This window comes from Microaerobacter geothermalis, assembly GCF_021608135.1.
GTDB classification, from domain to species: Bacteria; Bacillota; Bacilli; order DSM-22679; family DSM-22679; genus Microaerobacter; species Microaerobacter geothermalis.
This window is the reverse complement of the sequence record NZ_JAKIHL010000031.1, coordinates 1-21,818: the sequence shown is the minus strand read 5'-3', so window position 1 is coordinate 21,818 and position 21,818 is coordinate 1. Positions and strand designations below refer to the sequence as shown.

19 protein-coding genes are annotated in these 21,818 nt (G+C 42.8%); 3 read left to right on the top strand and 16 right to left on the bottom strand.

The genetic code is table 11. The features are described from left to right. Nucleotides 1-169: 169 nt before the first annotated feature. The 5 genes from L1765_RS11410 to hprK form a co-directional block, all read right to left on the bottom strand. The gene (locus tag L1765_RS11410; protein WP_236407465.1) at nt 170-679 is read right to left on the bottom strand and encodes an acyltransferase; all 510 of its coding nucleotides are present in this window, start codon (nt 677-679) and stop codon (nt 170-172) included. 9 nt (nt 680-688) lie between these two features. Then, entirely contained in the window at nt 689-1,348 is a 660-nt protein-coding gene (ppaX, locus tag L1765_RS11405) for a pyrophosphatase PpaX (protein ID WP_236407456.1), read from the bottom strand. Continuing rightward, nucleotides 1,345-2,295, bottom strand: coding sequence for a nucleoside recognition domain-containing protein (locus L1765_RS11400; RefSeq protein ID WP_236407591.1), 951 nt, complete (start codon nt 2,293-2,295; stop codon nt 1,345-1,347). The genes ppaX and L1765_RS11400 overlap by 4 nt, the downstream gene beginning before the upstream one ends. Before the next feature lie 445 nt (nt 2,296-2,740). After that, the gene (gene lgt / locus L1765_RS11395) at nt 2,741-3,613 is read right to left on the bottom strand and encodes a prolipoprotein diacylglyceryl transferase (RefSeq protein ID WP_236407449.1); all 873 of its coding nucleotides are present in this window, start codon (nt 3,611-3,613) and stop codon (nt 2,741-2,743) included. A gap of 38 nt (nt 3,614-3,651) precedes the next feature. Further along, on the bottom strand, nt 3,652-4,581 hold the full coding sequence (gene hprK, locus L1765_RS11390; protein WP_236407431.1) for an HPr(Ser) kinase/phosphatase: 930 nt from the start codon (nt 4,579-4,581) through the stop codon (nt 3,652-3,654). A 147-nt stretch (nt 4,582-4,728) separates the two neighbouring features. On the opposite strand from hprK, the gene L1765_RS11385 reads away from it, so the two are divergent. Continuing rightward, on the top strand, nt 4,729-4,890 hold the full coding sequence (locus L1765_RS11385) for a hypothetical protein (protein ID WP_236407429.1): 162 nt from the start codon (nt 4,729-4,731) through the stop codon (nt 4,888-4,890). A 323-nt stretch (nt 4,891-5,213) separates the two neighbouring features. Here L1765_RS11385 and L1765_RS11380 read toward each other — a convergent pair whose 3' ends face one another. The 3 genes from L1765_RS11380 to uvrB form a co-directional block, all read right to left on the bottom strand. Then, the gene (locus L1765_RS11380) at nt 5,214-5,405 is read right to left on the bottom strand and encodes a PspC domain-containing protein (protein ID WP_236407427.1); all 192 of its coding nucleotides are present in this window, start codon (nt 5,403-5,405) and stop codon (nt 5,214-5,216) included. A gap of 64 nt (nt 5,406-5,469) precedes the next feature. Further along, nucleotides 5,470-8,349 carry an excinuclease ABC subunit UvrA gene (uvrA, locus tag L1765_RS11375; RefSeq protein WP_407942259.1) on the bottom strand — a complete coding sequence of 960 codons (2,880 nt, stop codon included), beginning with the start codon at nt 8,347-8,349 and terminating at the stop codon, nt 5,470-5,472. A 3-nt stretch (nt 8,350-8,352) separates the two neighbouring features. Further along, nucleotides 8,353-10,341, bottom strand: coding sequence for an excinuclease ABC subunit UvrB (gene uvrB, locus L1765_RS11370; RefSeq protein WP_268928878.1), 1,989 nt, complete (start codon nt 10,339-10,341; stop codon nt 8,353-8,355). A 214-nt stretch (nt 10,342-10,555) separates the two neighbouring features. On the opposite strand from uvrB, the gene L1765_RS11365 reads away from it, so the two are divergent. Continuing rightward, nucleotides 10,556-11,275, top strand: a complete 720-nt coding sequence (locus tag L1765_RS11365) for a polysaccharide deacetylase family protein (RefSeq protein WP_236407422.1) — start codon at nt 10,556-10,558, stop codon at nt 11,273-11,275. On the opposite strand, the gene L1765_RS11360 is transcribed toward L1765_RS11365, so the two are convergent. The 6 genes from L1765_RS11360 to ftsE form a co-directional block, all read right to left on the bottom strand. Next, a complete protein-coding gene (locus tag L1765_RS11360) occupies nt 11,235-11,471 on the bottom strand; it encodes a DUF2198 family protein (protein WP_236407421.1) in 237 nt (78 codons plus the stop codon). The two genes, L1765_RS11365 and L1765_RS11360, sit on opposite strands and share 41 nt — an antisense overlap. A 258-nt stretch (nt 11,472-11,729) precedes the next feature. Continuing rightward, nucleotides 11,730-12,959, bottom strand: coding sequence for a PDZ domain-containing protein (locus L1765_RS11355; RefSeq protein WP_236407419.1), 1,230 nt, complete (start codon nt 12,957-12,959; stop codon nt 11,730-11,732). A gap of 115 nt (nt 12,960-13,074) precedes the next feature. Beyond that, nucleotides 13,075-14,571: a S41 family peptidase gene (locus L1765_RS11350; RefSeq protein ID WP_236407417.1), complete on the bottom strand. Its 1,497-nt coding sequence runs from the start codon at nt 14,569-14,571 to the stop codon at nt 13,075-13,077. Nucleotides 14,572-14,633: 62 nt separating this feature from the next. Then, complete coding sequence (locus L1765_RS16125) at nt 14,634-15,815, bottom strand: murein hydrolase activator EnvC family protein (protein WP_329610016.1); 1,182 nt, start codon at nt 15,813-15,815, stop codon at nt 14,634-14,636. Between the two features lie 78 nt (nt 15,816-15,893). Continuing rightward, a complete protein-coding gene (ftsX, locus tag L1765_RS11340; protein WP_236407415.1) occupies nt 15,894-16,787 on the bottom strand; it encodes a permease-like cell division protein FtsX in 894 nt (297 codons plus the stop codon). Continuing rightward, entirely contained in the window at nt 16,777-17,463 is a 687-nt protein-coding gene (ftsE, locus tag L1765_RS11335; protein WP_236407413.1) for a cell division ATP-binding protein FtsE, read from the bottom strand. Before ftsE ends, ftsX begins: the two co-directional genes overlap by 11 nt. A 604-nt stretch (nt 17,464-18,067) precedes the next feature. Between ftsE and L1765_RS11330 the strand changes: the two genes are divergently transcribed. Further along, entirely contained in the window at nt 18,068-19,828 is a 1,761-nt protein-coding gene (locus tag L1765_RS11330) for a protoglobin domain-containing protein (RefSeq protein WP_236407411.1), read from the top strand. A gap of 29 nt (nt 19,829-19,857) precedes the next feature. On the opposite strand, the gene L1765_RS11325 is transcribed toward L1765_RS11330, so the two are convergent. Together L1765_RS11325 and L1765_RS11320 are read right to left on the bottom strand one after the other, a co-directional pair. Continuing rightward, nucleotides 19,858-21,294, bottom strand: coding sequence for a nicotinate phosphoribosyltransferase (locus tag L1765_RS11325; protein ID WP_236407409.1), 1,437 nt, complete (start codon nt 21,292-21,294; stop codon nt 19,858-19,860). Between the two features lie 84 nt (nt 21,295-21,378). After that, a complete protein-coding gene (locus L1765_RS11320; RefSeq protein WP_268928876.1) occupies nt 21,379-21,573 on the bottom strand; it encodes a DUF2573 family protein in 195 nt (64 codons plus the stop codon). Nucleotides 21,574-21,818: the final 245 nt, after the last annotated feature.

Below are 21,818 nucleotides of genomic sequence, written 5' to 3'. Positions count from 1 at the left end.
TTTACTTTTGTTCCATTCTTAGTTTCGTTAATGATTAGGATACAACGCTTTAGTTTGCTACCAAACTAAAGCGACATTTAATGTAGTCTACCACGTGATGATTGGAGCGTCAACTGGTGGGCAAAATGTTCATGAATTCAGACTGAAACAAAGAAACCACAGGATAAAATCACTCTGTGGCTTCCATTTCTTTCTCTTGGTTTTTCCCAATGACTTGAATCGGATTTCCTCCAACAAAGGTACCGGGGGCGACATCCTTATGTACCACTGAACCCGCTGCCACGATGGCACGGTCTCCAATGGTCACACCCGGCAGGATAATGGTATTGGCTCCCACCATCACCTCTGAGCCAATATACACATCTCCAAACCGATATTCATCTATTAAATATTCATGGGCGAGAATGGTGGTGTTATAACCGATGATGCTGTTTCTCCCAATATGAATTCTCTCCGGAACCAAAATGTCCATCATCACCATCAAAGCAACAGCTGTTTTTTCCCCTACTTCCATACCCAAAAAAGTGCGATACATCCAATTTTTCATTGGGATAAAGGGAGTATACCGGGCCAATTGAATCACCACAAAATTTCGCATCACTTTCCAAAAGGGTACCGTTTTGTATAACTGCCAAAGGGAATTGGCCCCTTTTACCGGGAAACGGTCTGTGTTTCTCATATTCTCACCTCATTTCCCACTGACAATTAAAATGAGATCATCGATACTTTCCAGCATATAGTCGGGATGAAATTGATGGAGAAAATCGGCCCCCTTCATCGACCATGCCACCCCTGCGGCAGATACCCCCGCCGCTTTAGCAGCCATCATATCATATTGGCTGTCCCCTACCATCAAGGTCTCCTCCGGTATGGCTTTCATCTGAGAGATGGCCTTTAAGATAGGTTCGGGATGAGGCTTATGATGTTCTACATCTTGATAAGTAATAATCGCTTCCATATAAGGAGTTAACCCAAACAAGTTTAATCCCATCATGGTTGTTTTCCTTTGCTTTGTTGTAACAATTCCCATCCTTACGCCCATTTGATGCAAGGTTTTTATGGTTTCTGCCACCTGAGGGAACTCCTTTACCAATTGATCATGCACCTTCTCGTTATGTTCCCTGTAAGTCTCCACTAAGGCTTCCACATCATCGGGAGCGCCAAATCTCTCCATCTGCTTATACAAGGTATCACCCATATAAGGAATAATATCGGCCCTTGTGTATTTCCCCGGGTAAAACTGATCCAAAGTAAATTGGAATGACGTAAGAATCAATTCATTGGTATCAATAATCGTTCCATCTAGATCAAATAAAACCGTTGAATATTTTAATTTTGTTGATTTCATGTGACATGCCCTCCCTTATTCAACTGCCGAACAAGAGTTAATCGCGTCCATACCTTGGCTGTAATCAGAGTAATGATCAGGGCAACTCCCAATCGCAAAAGGAGCAACGGTAGAACGTTTATGCCCAAGGGTACAAAGAGAAGGGTATCTTCTATAACCGCATGACAAGCCACCAAAAAAATAGATAAGAGATAAAGATCCTTCTTTGTAAAATTGGACTCCTTGGCACTCTGGATAATGACTCCGGCGCCATAGGCAAGCCCAAACAGCAGACCCGCCAGCAAGGTAATGGATCCAGTTTGATGGACACCCAACATTTTCGTGAGGGGCTGAAGCTTTGTTGCCATTATATCAATAAACTGAATATCCTTTAATACTTGAATTCCCAACATGAGAGGAATGACAATGGCCGCTAATTGGATAATTCCAAAAACGGAGGTTTCAAGCCCCTTTATCAATATTTCACCCCAACCGGAAGGAGCAATATCCTGACTGGGTACCAGTCCATATTTGGCAATTTCCTGTCCTCCCGGCCAAAACCATTGAATCAGGATTGCCGATAAAAAGGCAAGACCAAGGCGTATGCCAATCATCGCCCATGCACTCACCCCAATTCTTTTAGCTACGGCAGTTTCAACCAATAAATTGTGGGAAAAGCTTAGCATCACAGACAGGATAAAAACCTGTTTCACCGTAAGGGACATCGTTAAAATAGCGGCAATGGCGGCATATAGATTTAAAATATTTCCCAACGCCAACACAATGGCCGCTTCACCGGGCAACCCGATAAACCTCATCAGCGGTGAAAATAACCAACTAATCCAACTGATTACAGGAGTATATTTGAGGATCGTCACAATTAACGTAATGGGAAAAATCACTTTTCCCAATATCCAAGTGGTGTGAAAACCGGAATAAAGACCCTTTTTCCATGTTTCTGTCGTGATCACTAGTGTTCCCCCTCTCCATCTCAACGTTACAATAGAACAAAGATTTACACGTTCCATTTATTCGATAGAACCGTCACTAAGACTTCCGCTTTTAATTGAAGTGGAACTAAAGATTTACACGTCCGCAAGTCGAGTTCGGTAAAGGAAACTACTTCAGTAGGAGTTTATACTCCAACTGAAGTTTAGTTGAACTTATCCAGGGGCTTACCGCCACTTATCTCCTACCTAATACTGAAATCGATGATTTCGTTGATTTTTTAAAGCCTCACTTCTCACATCTAATTTCTAGACTATAGAAGTGGGAAGTCTTAGTGGCGGTTAGTCATCGGGCAAAGAAGTCATTAAAATCTGCTTCGAGGCTAAAGAACGGAGCCCTCAAAAACATCTGGGCATTTCGATGATAGAGTCAGTTCCCTTCATATAAATATACTTTAAATATACTTTATTTTCTTTTCTTCTGGTTGCTTCTTTTCCTTTTGGCCGATAATTTGCCTCCCCTTGAAATGACAAGTTCTGGGTCAAGGTATCTGATGTTAGAGTTTCCTTTTTTTCTCCTATACCAAATGAATCCTATTCCAAGGAGAATCGAGAGAATACTGACCAATTGGGCCACACGAATAGTATCCATTAGCATCAAGCTGTCAGTTCTCATCCCTTCAATGAAGAATCGGCCGATGGAATACCAGATAAAATAAGTGAGAAACAGTTCCCCTCTTCTCAGATTAACCCGCCTCAACAAGATCAGAAGAATAAAACCTAACAGATTCCATAGAGATTCATATAAAAAAGTAGGATGATAATACACGCCATTCATATTCATTTGTTCAATAATAAAATTAGGCAGGCCAAGTCCTTCCAGGAACTCCCTTGATACCTCCCTTCCATGGGCTTCCTGGTTGATAAAATTCCCCCATCGTCCAATGGCTTGCCCCAAGATCAAACTGGGAGCCGCGATATCCGCCAATTTCCAGAAGGAGACCCCTCTCTTTTTGGAAAAGATAACCGCAGTAAGAATCGCCCCAATCAAAGCGCCATGGATGGCGATGCCACCCTCCCATATTTTAATGATATCTCCGGGATTGACGGAATAATAATCCCAACTAAAAATCACGTAATAGGCCCGAGCAAAGATGATGGAGATCGGAACTGCCCATAGCACCAAGTCCAAAAATACATCCGGGTGAACTCCTCTTTTTTTTCCTTCAGTCACCGCCAAAATTAGTCCAACTAATGCAGCGGTTCCAAGGATAATACCATACCAATATACATCAAGGGGGCCTATGGAAAAGGCTATCCTTTCTATAAGTAAAAACATTTTTAACCTCCATCTGATTCCATAATTTTTCTCTATTTTCAAATATCGTCTACTTCTTCAATGGTATCCGTCAGCTTCTTAGAGAAATGGACAGCGGCATTGTATCCCATCCGCTTTAAGCGAAAATTCATGGAGGCCACTTCCACAATCACAGCTAAATTTCGTCCAGGTTTCACAGGGATAGTCATTACGGGAAGTTCTGTATCAATGATTTTCATTTTTTGCTCATCCAGTCCCAATCTTTCATACTGTTTCTGGGGATCCCAGGCTTCCAGCTTCATGACAAGGGCAATCTTCTTAAAATTTCTGATGGCGCCCGCGCCAAAGAGGGTCATGATGTTTATTATTCCCACTCCACGGATTTCCAATAAATGTTGAATGAGTTCAGGAGCACTTCCGATAAGCTGATTTTCTGTGGTTTGTCTGATTTCTACAGCATCATCGGCAACCAAGCGATGGCCCCGTTTCACCAATTCCAGTGCCGTTTCACTTTTTCCAATACCACTGGAACCTATGAGAAGAACACCTACCCCATACACATCCACCAAAACTCCATGGAGGGTTGTGACCGGTGCTAAACGGTTTTCCAAAAAACTGGTCATTTTGCTGATTAATTTGGTGGTTGATAAAGAGGATTGTAAAACAGGTATTCCGGATTCTTCAGATGCTTCCAATAATTCATCAGGAACATCCAAGCTCCTGGTCACACAAATGCACGGTGTATCGGGATGACATAAGCGCTTCATTCGATCCTTCTTTTCTTCCGAAGAAAGATGTTCAAAAAAAGTCATCTCTGTCAGACCCAACAGTTGAATTCTTTTTGCTGGATAAAAATGAAAATAGCCAGCCAGCTCCAATCCAGGCCTGCTGATATCCGGAACTTTAATCGCCCTTTTTAATTCATCCTTGCCGCTAATAACCTTCAATTGAAAATGATTGACCAGCTCCCTTACATAAACGCCGCCCATTGGAAGGCCCTCCTTTTTCACGGGATTGTAACAAAATTCACAACTTAGTCACAAACTCTTAATCAATCCTCAACATTTTCATTGTATAATGAAAATAAACAAAGACAGAATATTCGAATACGTTAATCTCATAAGGAGTGAATAAAAATGTTAGTAAATCACATTATCGAAGAATTAGAAAAAGTGTATAACGCTGAGTATGTAAAGTATCAAAACGGTGATTTCCATATCTGGCTTGTTGATAATAAGGGACAAAGCCAATGGAAAATCGTCAACTACCATTCAGCCATTAAGCAGCTGGGAATGTAAGAATGTAAAGCAAGGGACGACTAAAAAGGTCGTCCCCTTTTTTCTTCAAAGAGTTTCTCTTCGATGTACTTTAGGATACTTCTTTTAGGATACTTCTTATTGAGGTGGAACTAAAAAATTTACACGTCCGCTAGTCGAGTTCCAGTAAAGAAGTCATTAAAGTCCGCTTCGGGGCTAAAGAACGGACCCCTCAAAAACATCTGGTCATTTCGTTGATGGAGACAATATGAGGGGTAATTCCCGTTCTTGAGCCTCAACGCTTAAGCTCGAACTCGAAGGCAGTCCTTAGTAAATTTTTTAGTTACATCTTATTGAAGTAGAGCCTAATGTTCCCGCGGCATGATAAACATCGCAATAATATAGATTAAAAGACCAGGAAAGACGGCGGAAAAAATAGAGATCAACACATATAAAAGTCGGATAATAGTTGGGTCTATATCAAAGTATTCGCCAATTCCTCCGCAAACTCCTGCAATCATCCGGTTGGTAGAAGACCTCCTCAGCTTTTTTCCCATGGGCACTTCCTCCTTTACCGCTTTGGTTGGTTAACTCATCATACGAAAACCATATCCAAAGGATTCATCTCACACCTATCTTCTCCAAATTTTTAATTTTCTCACGGGTTCTTCGTGTATCCCGTTCAAGAATTGGGGATAGAAACTGACCAGTGTAGGAACCCTTTACCTTTGCCACTTCTTCCGGAGTACCGGTGGCTATGATCTTCCCCCCCCGGTCCCCTCCTTCAGGACCTAAGTCTATAATATAATCTGCCGTCTTGATCACATCCAGATTATGCTCAATCACCAGGACCGAATCTCCACTTTCTACCAATCGCTGTAAAACAATCAACAGCCGGTGAATATCATCTATATGAAGCCCCGTTGTCGGTTCATCCAATATATACAAGGTTTTGCCATTGCTCCGCCGGTACAATTCAGAGGCCAGCTTTACCCGTTGGGCTTCTCCTCCCGACAACGTGGTAGCTGGTTGTCCCAATTTCATATATCCCAGCCCTACGTCAAATAAGGTTTGAATTTTTCGCTGAATGCGAGGAATATTTTTGAAAAATTCAAGGGCATCCTCAATGGTCATATCCAGTACATCAGCAATGGTTTTCCCTTTATATTTAACTTCCAACGTTTCCCGATTATATCTTTTTCCTTTGCACACCTCACAGGGAACGTATACATCCGGAAGAAAATGCATTTCTATTTTAATAATTCCGTCCCCACGGCAGGCTTCACATCGTCCCCCTTTGACATTAAAGCTAAATCTCCCTTTCTTGTACCCTCTTATTTTAGCTTCATTGGTTTGGGCAAAAACATCCCGAATATCATCAAAAACCCCCGTATAGGTGGCCGGATTGGAACGGGGCGTCCGTCCAATGGGAGATTGATCAATATCGATCACCTTATCCAAATGCTCCATTCCCTTGATCCGCTCATGGAGTCCCGGTTTAACCTTAGCCCTGCCCAGTTCCCTTGCCAAGGTTTTATATAAAATCTCATTGACTAAACTGCTCTTTCCGGAACCGGATACCCCGGTAACACAAGTGAAAACGCCAAGGGGAATTTTGGCATCGATTTTCTTTAAATTATTCTCCTTTGCCCCAATAATTTCAATCCATTTCCCATTTGGCCGTCTTCTCTCGACAGGGATAGGAATAAATTTTTGGCCGCTTAGGTATTGACCGGTAAGGGACTGCGAATGGTTCATCACCTCTTGGGGCGTACCCTGGGCAACCACTTCTCCTCCATGAATACCTGCACCAGGACCTATATCAATGATATAATCGGCTGCCAGCATCGTATCTTCATCATGCTCCACCACGATCAGGGTATTCCCCAAGTCCCTCATTTTTTCAAGGGTCTGAATTAATCGGGCATTATCACGCTGATGAAGTCCAATACTGGGCTCATCCAAGATATACAAAACACCCGTGAGACTGGAGCCGATTTGGGTGGCCAATCGAATCCGCTGGGCTTCTCCCCCGGATAAGGTCCCAGCATTTCGGCTTAAAGTAAGATAATCCAACCCTACATTAACTAGAAATCCTAATCTGGATCTAATTTCTTTTAGGATCAGTCTGGCAATGGTCATCTCTTTATCCGTTAACTGAAGGGATTCAAAATAATCCAAAGCGGCTCCAACGGAAAGACGGGTAACATAGGCAATATTTTTTCCATGAATTCGGACCGCCAACGATTCAGGACGAAGCCTATCCCCATGACAGGCAGGACAGGGTTTTTGGGTCATAAACCCTTCCACCATTTCACGGATATAATCAGAACTGGTTTCCAAATATCTTCTAGATAAATTAGGGATGACTCCTTCAAAAGAAACAAGGGCTTCCTTTACCTGTCCGAAATCATTTTCATAGCGGAACTTTATTTTCTCGCCATTGCTTCCATAAAGAATCACTTTCTTATGTTCTTTGCTCAACTCTTTTACTGGAACATCGACAGGAATTCCAAAATGTTCACAAACCGACTTTAACAACTGCGGATAATAGGTAGATGAAATCCCAGCCCAAGAGATGATGGCTCCCTCTTCTATGGTCTTTTCATCATCAGGGATCACAAGATCGGGGTCCACCTCCATCTTGCTCCCTAACCCGTCGCAGGCAGGACAAGCTCCATAGGGACTATTAAAGGAAAACATTCTGGGGGACAGTTCCTCGATGCTAAATCCGCATTCCGGACAAGCGAGATTTTGGCTGAATAAAAGTTCCTCCTTGTCCATAATATCCACAACCACAGTTCCCTCACCCAGTTTTAATGCCGTTTCAAGGGAGTCAGCCAACCTGGAATGAATTCCCTCTTTGACCACAATCCGATCAACTACCACTTCAATCGTATGCTTTTTGTTTTTTTCAAGGATAATCTCCTCATTGACGTCTTTAATCTCCCCATCTACCCGCACCCTAACATATCCCTGCTTGCGAATCTCTTCAAACAGCTTGACGTGCTCCCCCTTTCTCCCCCGAACCATTGGAGCAAGAATCTGAATTCTAGTACGCTCAGGATATTCCATGATGCGGTCTACCATCTGTTCAATGGTCTGAGAGCTGATTTCTGTCCCATGGGTAGGACAATGGGGCCGCCCAATTCTTGCAAACAACAGGCGAAGATAATCATAGATCTCCGTTACGGTTCCAACGGTAGACCGGGGGTTTCGACTCGTCGTTTTTTGATCAATGGAGATGGCTGGGGACAAGCCCTCAATGGAATCTACATCGGGCTTTTCCATCTGGCCCAAAAACTGTCTGGCATAGGCAGAGAGGGATTCCACATATCTTCGCTGCCCTTCTGCATAGATGGTATCAAAGGCCAGAGAGGATTTGCCCGATCCGGATAAGCCGGTAAGAACCACAAACTTATCCCTTGGAATGGTGACATCAATATTTTTTAAATTGTGGGCTCTTGCCCCTTTGATCACAATATGATGCTGAGACAACATAACTCATCCTTCCGCTTTTAGTTCCAAAATCATATCACGCAATTGAGCTGCTCGTTCAAACTGTAGCTGTCTGGCTGCTTCTTTCATTTCTTTTTCCAAGCGGTCAATGAAAGCTTGCTTGTCCTTCTTGGACATTTTTTGCTCAGGAAGATCAATGAAATAATCCCCCTTCTCCTCCGCCGCCCTTGTCGCTTCTATGACATCTCGAATGGCCTTCTTTATCGTCTGCGGGGTAATTCCATGCCTTTTATTGTACTCCATCTGGATCGCCCGGCGGCGGTTGGTTTCATCAATGGCTACCCTCATGGAATGGGTAATCTGGTCTGCATACATAATGACCTGACCATTGGCATTGCGGGCAGCCCTTCCAATGGTCTGAATCAGAGAGCGCTCCGCCCGCAAAAAGCCCTCCTTATCCGCATCAAGAATGGCTACCAGGGAAACTTCAGGCAAGTCCAGACCTTCCCTCAGAAGGTTAATTCCCACCAACACATCAAATTCTCCCAATCGAAGACCTCGGATGATTTGCATTCGCTCAATGGTCTTAATATCCGAATGAAGGTACTTCACTTTGATGCCAACTTCCTTTAAATAATCGGTCAAATCCTCAGCCATTTTTTTGGTCAGGGTAGTGACTAAAACCCTTTCATTACGCTTTACCCGCTCATGGATTTCCCCAATTAAATCATCGATTTGTCCCTTAATCGGACGAACCGAGATGCTGGGATCTACCAGTCCTGTAGGACGAATTATTTGCTCCACCATATCGGGGGTATGTTCCAATTCATAGGGTCCCGGTGTGGCAGAAACATATATAATCTGGCGGATATGCTTTTCAAATTCCTCAAATTTCAAGGGTCGGTTATCGGCGGCTGAGGGCAGGCGAAATCCATGGTCAATGAGGGTCAGCTTTCTCGCCCGGTCCCCGTTATACATTCCTCTGATTTGGGGAAGGGTCACATGGGACTCATCGATCACGATCAAAAAATCATCAGGAAAATAATCTAACAAGGTATAGGGAGTAGAGCCAGGGGGTCTTCCCGTTAAGTGAAGGGAGTAGTTTTCAATCCCGGAACAATACCCCATCTCCTGCATCATTTCAATATCATATCTGGTTCTCTGCTCCAGCCTTTGTGCCTCCAGCAGCTTCCCGTTCTCCCGAAGGACCTTTAAACGGTCCTCTAGTTCTGCTTCAATTCTCTGGATGGCTTCCCTCATGACCTCTTCCCTGGTTACGAAGTGAGAAGCAGGAAAAATGGCAATATGATCCCTCTCCGCAATGATTTCCCCTGTCAACACATCAATCTCTGAAATCCGTTCTATTTCATCTCCAAAAAACTCAACCCGAACCGCCTGCTCACCGCGGGAAGCCGGAAATATCTCCAGCACATCTCCCCTTACCCTAAATGTTCCTCGGACGAAGTTGATGTCATTTCTCTCATATTGGATAGATACCAGTTTTCGCAGGACATCATCCCGGTTCCTTTCCATTCCCACCCGCAGGGACAAAACCAAATCCCGGTACTCCCGCGGATCTCCCAAACCATAGATACAGGATACACTGGCCACAATAATGACATCCCTTCTTTCAAAAAGGGCACTGGTAGCCGAGTGGCGAAGCTTATCGATTTCATCATTGATACTGGCATCCTTCTCAATGTAGGTATCCGTTTGTGGAATATAGGCTTCAGGCTGGTAATAATCATAGTAACTGACAAAGTATTCAACGGCATTATTGGGAAAAAACTCTTTAAATTCACTGCATAATTGGGCAGCCAACGTCTTGTTATGGGCAATCACCAGTGTAGGCTTCTGTACCTGCTGAATCACCTGAGCAATGGTAAATGTTTTTCCCGTACCGGTTGCCCCTAATAAGGTTTGGTGCTTTTTCCCATTTTTTACCCCTGAAACCAACTGCTGAATGGCCTTCGGTTGATCCCCCCGGGGTTCATATTCTGAAACGAGCTGAAACGTTTGGTTCACAGCTCTCATCCTTTCTTTATTTTGAAATGATATGGTGGAACAAAGAATTTATTAAGAGCTATTATATCATAAGATTGGCTCCATCCATAACATTTTTGGAACGTTTGTTCTGAAAATTTCAGATTGGTGGTAGAGTGATCTGTTGCATGCATTTTGTGGATGATTATTGTATGATAAATAGGAAGGGAGGAGAAGGATGATGACCATTTATCAAAGTCCATGAGTGGTTTGCCATGATGAGGTGATATACCCCCATGAGGATAACCGGGTTGTTATCCGTTTACAGGACATATTTAAAAAATTTTCGATTGGTTTAGATGCGCAGGAAAATAAAAGCGATGCTTATGGATCGAATAAACCTCGAAAGAAGTATGTGGTTCTTACTTTTGATGACGGGCCCAGCCGTTGTTTGTATCAAATTTTAGATATTTTGGCCCATTATAATGTTCCCGCCCTTTTTTTCTGGCTTGGCAAATATATTCATCCCCAAAGGCCATGGAAAAGAGTATTGGATGAAGGTCATCTCATCGGGTCCCACTCATGGAAGCATCGGGATCTGACCAAATTGTCCTATCAAGAACAATTGGCTGACCTTCAGTTATCCAAAGATAAAGTCGAAGAAATTACGGGCGTACCTATTACCTATTTTCGCCCTCCCTTTGGCCGTTATAACACCGATACATTATTGGCAGTTGAAACATTAAATATGATCCCCATGTTATGGCACGTTTCCACCCATGATTGGCTGAATCGACATCATCCAAAAAAAATTTCTGAAAATGGAATCCGTTATAGTGAAGACGGAAGCATCCTGTTATGTCATGAGCTTCAGCAAACAACAAAAGCCCTTCCAGAATTAATCGAAGGACTTTTGGATAAGGATGTTCAGTTTGTGCTGCCGCCTATTTATCCCAGGTCTTCCCGCCAAGGAGCTTCTTTGTGATAAAAAATGCAATAATCATCGAGATCAGTCCTAGTGTCATCAAAACAGGTCCCTGCTTATATCCTTCAAAAACCGCCATCATTACGCCAACGGCAACGATGATCCCAAGCCAAACATTCATAACCACCCGGCCCACAGCAACGGTTATCGCCCCTGGTACAATCAATGCAATCAACAGTTTAAATAAAAAAGACATACATTCTCTCCCCTATCTATTGATGTGGAACTAAAGATTCACACGTCCGCTAGTCGAGTTCGGCCCAGATGTGATTAATGTCCGCATCGAGGCTAAAGAACGGAGCCCTCAAAAAATCTGGGTATTTCAAGGGTGGAGTCAGTTTGATCGCTAATTCCCATTCTTTAGCCTCAACGCTTAAGTACGAACTCGAAGGCTGTCCTTAGTGAATTCTTTCGTTCCGTCTGTATAAAGAAAGTCTACCCGCTTATCTATTCCTTAAGGAGCGGGAGTATGAGAGGCGGTCAGCTCAATCCCTGGATGATCAGAGCTGACCTTTGGATTTAAAGAATGAATAATCCCCTTCGGATAACCCCCCAATATAGACGGTTCATTCTTTTCAGGAGAAGTGACCATTCCCAGTTCATGGTGTTCCCCATGGTATAACGACCTCTGAACAAACCGAACTTCTCCGTCATGGTCTAAAATTTCCATTTTACTGTATGCAGGCTTTTTCTGAAGCGAATAATAGATATCTTTTTTCGTTCTTATGGGCACCCCGTTGATTTTTTGTATGATTTCCCCCGGTCTTATTCCCGTTTTCATTGCCGGTGAAGGATCAATGAGGGCTAATATCCTACAGCCTCTTTCATCATTTACAAACACCGGCTGCCCGTTTTTTTCTTTCCGTTTGTTCAACTGATGAAGTACCTCCGGGGCAAACAGGAGAAGGAATGAACCCCATATAGCAGGAGGCCAGTAATAACTTATCCCTATTATTACAGCCAAAAGGAATAAAATTAGCAGGGAGCCCCTTGCAATCATATTTTTCCCTATCCACGGGTAGGTCCGGGTCATCTGGTATTGATACCCTGAAAGAACCGGAAAGGGAATCAGCGATACATCTGCAGTAATGGGAATCCCAATGGAGCCTGGCACAACTAACACGATCGGATAAAGAAAAAGGCTTTGAAACAGATAACCTCCAAATAGTCTTCCCCTCTTACTTCTCTCTATATAAGGCGTGGCCGCCTTTTCTCCAAAAAAATAAAGAAAAAGGAAATCGGCTAAAAAGAGCATAGTCGTAAGTATCAACAGGGATACCACATCAATCGTTCCTAAAAACGCCCAAAATTCGTCTAGTAAAGAACCAATCACACTTCCGGGCGGAAAGTATTCCATCAGGATCCTGACGGCCACAATCAGGCCTCCAATGACTGCCGAGGCCATAAAACGAAATCGAAAGAATGAAAGGATCAGGGCTAATCCCCACCATAGAAATAGAAGGATAGGAGGAATCATGCTTCCCAGACCATATAAAACGCCAGAAATGGTCAAACCAGAAACGATGCTAAAGGCTAAGGATAATCCGATCTTTTTCCAATGGGAACGAATACGGTGGCCAAACAGTTGCCTTTCTAAATGCATCAATTTTACATAATTCCAATATACGGAAATTAATCCGATAAGAACGATCAGGAACACCAGAACATAATAGCTGATACTCATATACGAGACCCTCCATGATCAGAAGCCAAAAGCTAGCAACCTGTATACATCTTCAGATAAAAATGAAGACCACAGATCCTGTGGTCTTGTATTCGACACTTTCTGATGAAATCCTCTATTTCTTTTCCGTCAGATTCACAAGAACCTCGATAGCTTTTTGAAGCTGATTATCGTTCTTGGGATCACTTAATTTTATCCTCAATTTCTCTTCCAAAAGATCAGCGGTATCCTTATCCAGCAATCCTGTTGGAGGAAGATTGTTATTAAGTTGAAAATCTCTCATGGCTTTTTCCGTATTTTCATCAAAATATCCATCACTTCTATTGACGTTAAATCCAAGGCCCTGGAGGATGATTTGGAGATTGGAAATTTCCGGTCCATTCATATCCCTTTTCAGCACCTTGTCTTTTGGTAGTTGCAGCGCGCTAAAATAGGGAGGCTGAGAAACTTCATAGGTGGGTTCCACCCCTTTTTCATGGATCCAATTCCCCTTTGGGGTTAACCATTTGGCAATGGTTAGCTTAAGGCTACTTTTGTCACTCATTTCCACAGTGCTTTGAACGGTCCCCTTCCCAAAGGTCTTTTGTCCAATAATTGGGTAATCACCGCTCTCCTTCAATGCGCTCGCCAGGATTTCTGATGCACTTGCGCTTTCTTCATTAACCAACACAACAATAGGATATGGTTTTTTCCCATCCAACTTTGAATTAAATGTCTTCTTCTCCCCGTTTCGATCTGTCACATGGAGAATCACACCTTTATTGGGTACCAACTCTTCAGAAATGGTAAGAACCGTATTTAGAAGCCCCCCAGGATTTCCTCTCACATCAATAATCAGACCATCAATTCCCTTCTCCTCTAAGGATTTTAATTTTTCAATAAAGTGTTGATCCGTTTCAAAGGCAAACTGGGAAATCTCAATTTTCCCAAAAATTTTTCCATTTCTCTCAACAGTTGAAGAGAATACCGTTTCTATGGGAATCTCGTCTCGCACCACCTTCACTTCAATCGGTTCGGCACTTCCTGATCTCTTAATGAGAAGATTGGCGACGGAGCCCTTTGGTCCTCTAATTTTTAACACCGCTTCATACAAGCTTAAGCCCTCGATACTTTCCCCGTTAACGGAAAGAATTTGATCATTTGCCTTCAGTCCAGCTTTATCAGCAGGGGAATCCTTAAATGGTGCAACTATCGTCACTTTCCCATCCTTTATCGTAACCTCGGCACCAATTCCCTGAAACGTGGATTCCAACGATTCGCTAAAATGCTTGGATGCCTTTTGATCCATATATGTGGAATAGGGATCTTTCAGGGAATTAACCATCCCTTCGATGGCCCCGTTGATCAGTTCTTCATCCTCCACTTTTGTAAAATAATTTTCTTTAATGGCTCTGTATGTTTCAAAAACTTTTTTTAAATCTTCAGGAATATCCTCCTTGGACTTGTCACCTTTCGAGCCCCCCTGGCCTTCCTTTGCCAATGGCTCACTGTCAACCCATTTTTGCATGGTATAGTCAGAACCGCTGATATTAAGCCATGCAAGGGTTAGCAAGCTGCTCGCAATGATGGCTATTCCAATCAATAATGCAACTGTTCTTCCTCTAAATGTCATGCGCTGTTTACCACCTTTGCGTACAATTTTTATGTTCATTTTAAATAGTATATTCAAACGGGCTACTTAAGATACGGCATGGGATCAACAGGAACTTGATTTTTGTAGACCGTAAAGTGAACATGGGGTCCGGTTGACCGACCGGTAGATCCCATCAATGCAATGGTGTCCCCCCGTTTTACTTCCTGTCCTTCCTTGACAAGAAGCTTTTGGTTGTGACCGTACAGGGTCCATATTCCGCCGCCGTGGTTAATAATAACCGTATTTCCATACCCTCGGAGATAAGCGGCAGTAATCACCACACCAGACTCCGCTGCCACAATGGGTGAACCATATGTACCAGGAGGATTGGCTCCGATATCCAATCCGTTATGACCAGCCGGCTTTCCAGTGAAGGGATCAACCCGATAGCCAAATCCGGAAGTAATTCTTGTTGTTCCCGGTGCTGGCCAAAGAAGTTTTCCCCCCTTATAATAAAGCTTTTCCAACTCCTTCATTTTCTCGGCAATTTCTCTGGCGATCGCCATGACCCGTTCCTCTTCTTCCCGGTCCACTTCACCCAATTCCCTTTCTTTCTGCTCCAATTGGGCGGCAACCACCGTCTTTGTTTTCAACTGCTGCCTATAGCTTTCCTTTAAGGATTGTGCCTCTGCCAGCATTCCCTCCAACTCATTCAGTTTGACTTCAATCTCTGCCTTCTTCTCGGCAATGGTGTCTCTGTCCCTCTTATTGGCTGCCAAAATATTAACATCCTGATCCACAATTAATTTCAACGAATCCAGACGATCCAAAAAGTCGCTAAAGCTCTTGGAACCCAACAAAACTTCCAAGTAAGAAATTTTGCCGGTTTCATACATCATCTTCACCCTTGTTTTAAGCAGGCTGTCCCTTTCGGCCACCCGGGTTTCAGCCGCCTGCAGCTCAGCGGCCGCCTGATTTAATTCCTCTTCTTTATTATTGATATCTTTATCCAACTGGTCAATTCTGGCCTGGGTTTCATTCATTTTCAGATCCAACTGCATGATATCATATTGAACCGCTTTCTTCTGTTGGCTCACCTGATTCAGTTCCATTTGTGCCTCGGCGGCCCTTTTTTCCGCTTCCTTCTGCTTTTTTTTCAATTCTTTGATCTGCCGCTGAATCTTTTCGATCTGGCTTTCTGCCTGTCCAACCGAAGGAGTTGTATTGATTACCAACGTGAACACCAGAATCAGAAGAAACGGGAATAAGACATATTTCTTCATGATTTTCCCCCTCGCCCAAACGTTATCCTTACTGAACATTCTCTTAAAGAGTCCGTTTTATATGGACGGAACTAAACATTAAACCCGTAAAAATCGATGAACCGACACCAAACTTCCCCAAATTCCGATAAAAGCTCCGATGCCGATCAACAATTCGGCAATCTGATACCCCAACGGAAACAGTGGCAACAGGTCGAGAAAATAAAAGGATAGGTCAACCATCACCTGGTCGTACAAAAACTTGTAGCCAGCCAATAAAAGAATAATAGGCAAGATGGAGCCAATCACTCCCAATAGCAGTCCTTCGATGAAAAAGGGCCAGCGAATAAACCAATTGGTAGCTCCCACCAGCTTCATAATCTCAATTTCCTTGCGCCTTGCAAAAATGGTTAAACGAATGGTATTGGCGATCAGAAACATCGCCGTGAAGGCCAGGCCAATGATAAAAATAAGCCCGATATTTCTAATGGTGCTGGTTACCGTAAAGAGCTTGTCCACGAAACCTTGTCCATAATTCACTTTATCTACCAAGGGGATTCTTTGAATCTCTCCGGCCACTTGCTCCACTTCCTGTGGAGTTTCAATCCGAACAACAAAAGCGTCGGGAAGGGGATTCTCCTGCTCCAATCCATCAAATAGATAGGCCTGTTCCCCAAAACTATCCTTTAGCTGCTGCAATCCCTCTTCCTTTGGAACAAACTGCACTTCCTTTACACCCGAAATATCCTTTAATTGACCCTTGATGCTTTTTATATTCTCCTCATCTGTCATCACATCGAGAAAAACCTTTATTTCAACCCGGTTTTCCACCACATCGACGATGTGATTGACATTAAGAGCCAACATCAGGAAAACGCCGAGGATAAATAGAGTAATCGAAACGGCACTTACCGAAGCAAAGGTCATCCAGCCGTTTCTGCCAATATTTTTAACCCCCTCCCTCAAATGACGACCAAAGGATCTAAGCTTCATAGCCATATTCACCCCTTTGCTCGTCCCTGACAATCCGGCCGTTTTCGATGGCGATCACCCTCTTTTTCATTGTGTTGACAATCTCTTTATTATGGGTAGCCATCACAACAGTTGTTCCGCGGAAATTAATCTCATTAAACAGATTCATAATTTCCCATGAGGTTTCCGGATCAAGATTTCCCGTAGGCTCATCGGCAATGATGACAGAAGGATTGTTCACCAAAGCCCTCGCTAAGGCCACCCTCTGCTGCTCACCACCGGAAAGTTCAGACGGAAGGGACTTTACCTTGTGTTTTAATCGTACCAACTGAAGAACTTCAAGGACTCTTTTTCGAATGGCCCGTTTGGGAGCCTCTATCACTTCCATGGCAAACGCGACATTTTCATAGACTGTTAATCTCGGCAATAGTTTAAAGTCCTGAAATACCACCCCAATGGTTCTTCTGATCTGGGGAATTTGCCGTTCCTTGATCTTTTCCAAATTGAAATTATTGATAAAAATCCGGCCCTTTGTCGGCCGCTCTTCCCGATACATCAATTTAATAAAAGTAGATTTCCCCGCACCGCTAGGGCCTACCACATATACAAATTCCCCTTGATCGATCTTTGCAGAAATTCCCTGAAGGGCATTGGTTCCATTGGGATATGTCTTCCAAACATCATACATTTCTATCATAACCGGATTTCCTCTCCTCACCGATGCATCTTTTCATTATGTCTTGAGGCTAAAATAAAACATTCGACACTTTTCATTAATATTCCTTTTTTTCTTTGCGCTTTTTTTACATGTTTTTACTTTCTTTGATATCTCTTTCCAACCTCTTAAAGCTCCCAATCTATTATATCATTTCTGGTATTTTCCCTCCGGGTGAAATTTTTAGGAAATTTTGTATAAAATTTAAACAAATTGTAAAGAAAATGTAAGGAAATTGTCAAAAAAAATACATAAATTCACTAGTTAATCCGTTGTGATTAATAATAAATCTAATATAATAAGATTCATAATCTATATAAATGTGGAATTAAAGATTCACACTTTCGCTAGTCGGGTTCGTCAGGACGTGATTCAGATCCGCTTCAAGTCTAAAGAACGGAGTCCTCAAAAACATCTGGGTTCTTCAAAGGTGGAGTCAGTTTAAGGGCTAATTCACGTTCTTTAGCCTCTTCGCTTCGTACGAACCCGAAGGCTCACCTTAGTGAATTCTTTAATTCCATCTATATAGCTCCGTTCATATACCCAATTGAATAGAAAATCTATGAAAAAAGGGAGTGATTGATTTATGTTGGTTGGAAATATAAGAAATCTTCACCAGACGACCATTCATAAAGAATTTAAAGGAACGGATATACAATCTACCAATGAAATAAATAATAAGCTTAAATTTCTGGAATTAAACCAAGAGGATTTACAACGCTTGCGACACATTAAACCTGAAATTGACGCCTTGGCAGATGAAATTACTCACAAACATTACCATGTCCTTCAACAATTTGATGAATTGAACGCAATTATCAGACGCCACAGCTCTGTTGAAAAATTATCCAAAACCTTTTCTCAATATCTTAGAACCCTAGGTAGTATTACAGAAATTGATAAGCGTTACATTAACAACCGTGTACGTATAGGAGAAATGCATGCGCGAATCAAGTTAACTCCCGAATGGTATACCGGTGCATATATTCGTGTATATGAATTTCTTATCCCGATAATTATCAAAAAATATTACAGAGACCCTGAGAAAATGACCAAAACTATCATGTCTCTACTTAAAGTGATCACTTTGGATTCACAAATTGTTCTTCAATCTTATCAAGAGGCCATGGACTATAAAAATATTGATGGGGTAAGCACCGTGCTGGAATTAATTACACGAATGACCCAAGCCGTTGATCTGATTGAAGCAGCCAAATCAACCCAGGAAGAAGCAATTAGTGTGAGTTCTTCTACAGAACAATTAAGCGCATCTGTCCATGAGGTAGCCAAAAATGCGACGAATGTGGCGGAAAGTTCCGAAGCAGCCGTTTCTCAAGCGGAAAAAGGGCAGGAGATTATCGAAAATTCATTGGATAAATTTATTTTGATCGGGGAGCAGTTCAAGGAAGCAAAGGCCAGTTTTGATAAGCTTTTTAAGGAGATTAACAGTATTAATGAAATCATTCGTTTTATCAGCAATGTAGCTGAGCAAACCAATCTACTCGCCTTAAACGCCTCCATCGAAGCGGCACGAGCAGGTGAACATGGACGAGGATTTGCAGTGGTGGCGTCAGAAGTTCGTAAACTTGCTGAACAGACAAAGCAATCCGTTGTAAAAATCTCCAATACGATTTCCACTCTGCAGCATGAGGCAATTGATGTATCCAAGTCCAGCAACGCCATATCCGAAGCAATTGATGAAGGAGTTGGAGATGCCAAAATTTCCATAAACTATCTAAAATCTATTATTTCAGATATCCGTGAAATTGGCGGCGCTACCGGAAATATTGCAGCCATTGCCGAGCAACAATCTGCAGCCACCTCTGAGATTGCAAATCGAGTGGCCCATGTCAGTGATTTATCTGACGAGACTCAACAGGGCATCGTTGACTTTGGCAGTAATTTGCACAAACTAAGCAGACAGGTAAATGAGCTTCGCCTATACCTCCTATCTTCCATAGGCACCCTACAGGACAGACAATTGATTCGTGTGGCCAAAACGGACCATCTCCTTTGGAAGTGGTGGATTTATAACTCATTTATGGGATACGAAAGCCTGAATCCTGAAGATGTGGCCAACCATCTTGTCTGTCGTCTGGGTAACTGGTATTACAATGAAGCTGGCGAAAATGTAAAAAAGACTTATTCTTACCAATCAATGGAGGGAGTGCACATAAAAGTCCATGAACTGGCTAAGGAAGCGTTGGCTGCTCATATCAAAGGGGACAACCGAAAAGCTAATGAGAGGTTGGAGCAGCTAGAGCAGGTATCCTTTCAGCTCATTCATCTTCTAGATGAATTGGAAAATGAAATCAGCCAGCAGGTGGTGCAAAATACAAATGCATAGAAATGCGTAGAATAAACCCGGTAGTGACTCTACCGGGTTTCAATTTCTTCCTTCATTTTTTTCAATAAGTTATGCTTTAATGTCCATAAGGTTTCAGACAGGTCCACATGATAACGATGGGGGTTTTTCAACCGTTTCTGCTCAGCAGAAAAATGGGAAAGTTGCTCCTTAGCATATTGGCGAATGGTTGAAATATCCGGTGATGAATACACCCGTTTTCCCTTTCGGAATAAGGGAACGAGCAGTTCCTTGATTTCAAAATTCTTCACCGTCTTTCTTTTCCACGTATTTACCGGATCAAATACCTCCAATGGCTGGTCAGGATCTACCGTTTCTTCATCTAGCATAATTAAATCAACCAGAGCCATTTTTGTATTCTTATCCAATAGGCGAAGTACTTTCTTAAATCCCGGATTGGTAAGCTTCCTTGGATTTTCTGATACCTTGATTTTGGGTACTAACTTTCCCTTATCTTCAGCAGCCACCAACTTATATACACAACCCAAGGATGGGTGATCCCGGGAAGTAATCAGATTGGTCCCTACACCCCACATATCAATTTTTGCCCCCTGGGCCTTCAGATCCTGAATGATAAATTCATCTAAATCGCTGGATGCCACAATGACGGCATCATGAAACCCGGCCTCATCCAACATTTTTCTCGCTTTCTTGGATAGGTAAGCCAAGTCCCCGGAATCCAGACGGATTCCCTTCAGGCGGTATCCTCTTTCCACCAGTTCTTTCCCCACCTGAATGGCATTGGGGATCCCACTTCTTAATGTATCGTATGTATCCACCAGCAAAATGCTGTTTTCCGGATGTTTTTCTGCATAATGGCGAAAAGCCTGAAGTTCCGACTCATGGCGCTGAATCCACGAATGGGCATGGGTCCCCCGGATGGGAATTCCAAATTTAGCACCTGCCATTACATTAGAGGTACCATGGCATCCGCCGATATAGGCTGCCCTGGCACCGTAAAGGGCCGCATCTACTCCCTGAGCCCTTCTTGCCCCAAATTCCAGCACCACATCATCTCCAGCTGCCTGGGTAATGCGCTGTGCCTTTGTCGCAATTAACGTTTGGTGATTTAAAAGCAATGTAAGGGTGGTCTCCACAAATTGCGCTTCAAACCAAGGTCCCCGTATCCGAAGGAGCGGTTCATTCGGAAAAACAACAGACCCCTCCGGCACCCCATCCACATCACAGCTAAAAGTAAAATTTCTTAACCTTTCCAAAAATTCTTCTCCAAATTCTCCTGTTGACCTCAGATAATCGATATCTTCACCAGTAAAAGAAATGGAATCCAAGTATTCAAGAGCCTGTTCCAACCCGGCAGCAATCACAAATTGATTTCCCGAAGGCGCTGACCTGTAATATAAATCAAAAACCACTTCCTGATTGTCATTTCCTTCATCGGAAGATATCATTGTCAGTTCATAAAAATCCGTCAACATGGTCAGATTCATGATTTATCCCCACTTCCCCCCCAGACGATGAATTAATTGTACCACTTTTTTCTCATGATGAACATAACTGTATATCAGGGAAGGTTACTTCTTTTGCCTCAGCTCCATGTTCATCTGCTTTACTTTTTCTGTAATCCCTTTTATCTTCTCCCTGGCCTCTTGATGCTCCTCAAGGGAGTTCCAGTGCTGAACAAGGGGAGGCATCGCTTTGGACATATGGGTGTACAAGGCCCAGACCTTAACCATTTCCACATTTTCCTCAGTCGCTTCTCCAACCAATAATTCCGTGAACTACTCACCACTTAACGTGTCCACGTTTGAAGTGGGAGCTTCCTAATCAAAGATTAGAGATTTGTTTCAAGCGAAGTTTGGTATTTAAGTTTCCACCTAATGGTTTAGGCAACCCTTATTCGCTTTGGATGGTTCACGCATCCATTATCCCTCACTGCTTGTATCAGATAGGGAATACCTGTATAGGCTTGTCTTAGAATATTAAGACTACCGTTAATATCTGCATTTATCAG

Bases quoted from the DNA above. Each gene is read 5' to 3' on its own strand.
- ftsX (WP_236407415.1), bottom strand. From the start codon at position 16,787: ATGAAGCTTAGATCCTTTGGTCGTCATTTGAGGGAGGGGGTTAAAAAT.
- L1765_RS11350 (WP_236407417.1), bottom strand. From the start codon at position 14,571: ATGACATTTAGAGGAAGAACAGTTGCATTATTGATTGGAATAGCCATC.
- L1765_RS11325 (WP_236407409.1), bottom strand. From the start codon at position 21,294: ATGAATCTGACCATGTTGACGGATTTTTATGAACTGACAATGATATCT.
- lgt (WP_236407449.1), bottom strand. From the start codon at position 3,613: ATGTTTTTACTTATAGAAAGGATAGCCTTTTCCATAGGCCCCCTTGAT.
- hprK (WP_236407431.1), bottom strand. From the start codon at position 4,581: ATGGGCGGCGTTTATGTAAGGGAGCTGGTCAATCATTTTCAATTGAAG.
- L1765_RS11355 (WP_236407419.1), bottom strand. From the start codon at position 12,959: ATGAGTATCAGCTATTATGTTCTGGTGTTCCTGATCGTTCTTATCGGA.
- L1765_RS16125 (WP_329610016.1), bottom strand. From the start codon at position 15,815: ATGAAGAAATATGTCTTATTCCCGTTTCTTCTGATTCTGGTGTTCACG.
- L1765_RS11380 (WP_236407427.1), bottom strand. From the start codon at position 5,405: ATGGGAAAAAAGCTGAGGAGGTCTTCTACCAACCGGATGATTGCAGGA.
- L1765_RS11360 (WP_236407421.1), bottom strand. From the start codon at position 11,471: ATGTCTTTTTTATTTAAACTGTTGATTGCATTGATTGTACCAGGGGCG.
- L1765_RS11330 (WP_236407411.1), top strand. From the start codon at position 18,068: ATGTTGGTTGGAAATATAAGAAATCTTCACCAGACGACCATTCATAAA.
- ppaX (WP_236407456.1), bottom strand. From the start codon at position 1,348: ATGAAATCAACAAAATTAAAATATTCAACGGTTTTATTTGATCTAGAT.
- L1765_RS11410 (WP_236407465.1), bottom strand. From the start codon at position 679: ATGAGAAACACAGACCGTTTCCCGGTAAAAGGGGCCAATTCCCTTTGG.
- L1765_RS11385 (WP_236407429.1), top strand. From the start codon at position 4,729: ATGTTAGTAAATCACATTATCGAAGAATTAGAAAAAGTGTATAACGCT.
- ftsE (WP_236407413.1), bottom strand. From the start codon at position 17,463: ATGATAGAAATGTATGATGTTTGGAAGACATATCCCAATGGAACCAAT.
- uvrB (WP_268928878.1), bottom strand. From the start codon at position 10,341: ATGAGAGCTGTGAACCAAACGTTTCAGCTCGTTTCAGAATATGAACCC.
- uvrA (WP_407942259.1), bottom strand. From the start codon at position 8,349: ATGTTGTCTCAGCATCATATTGTGATCAAAGGGGCAAGAGCCCACAAT.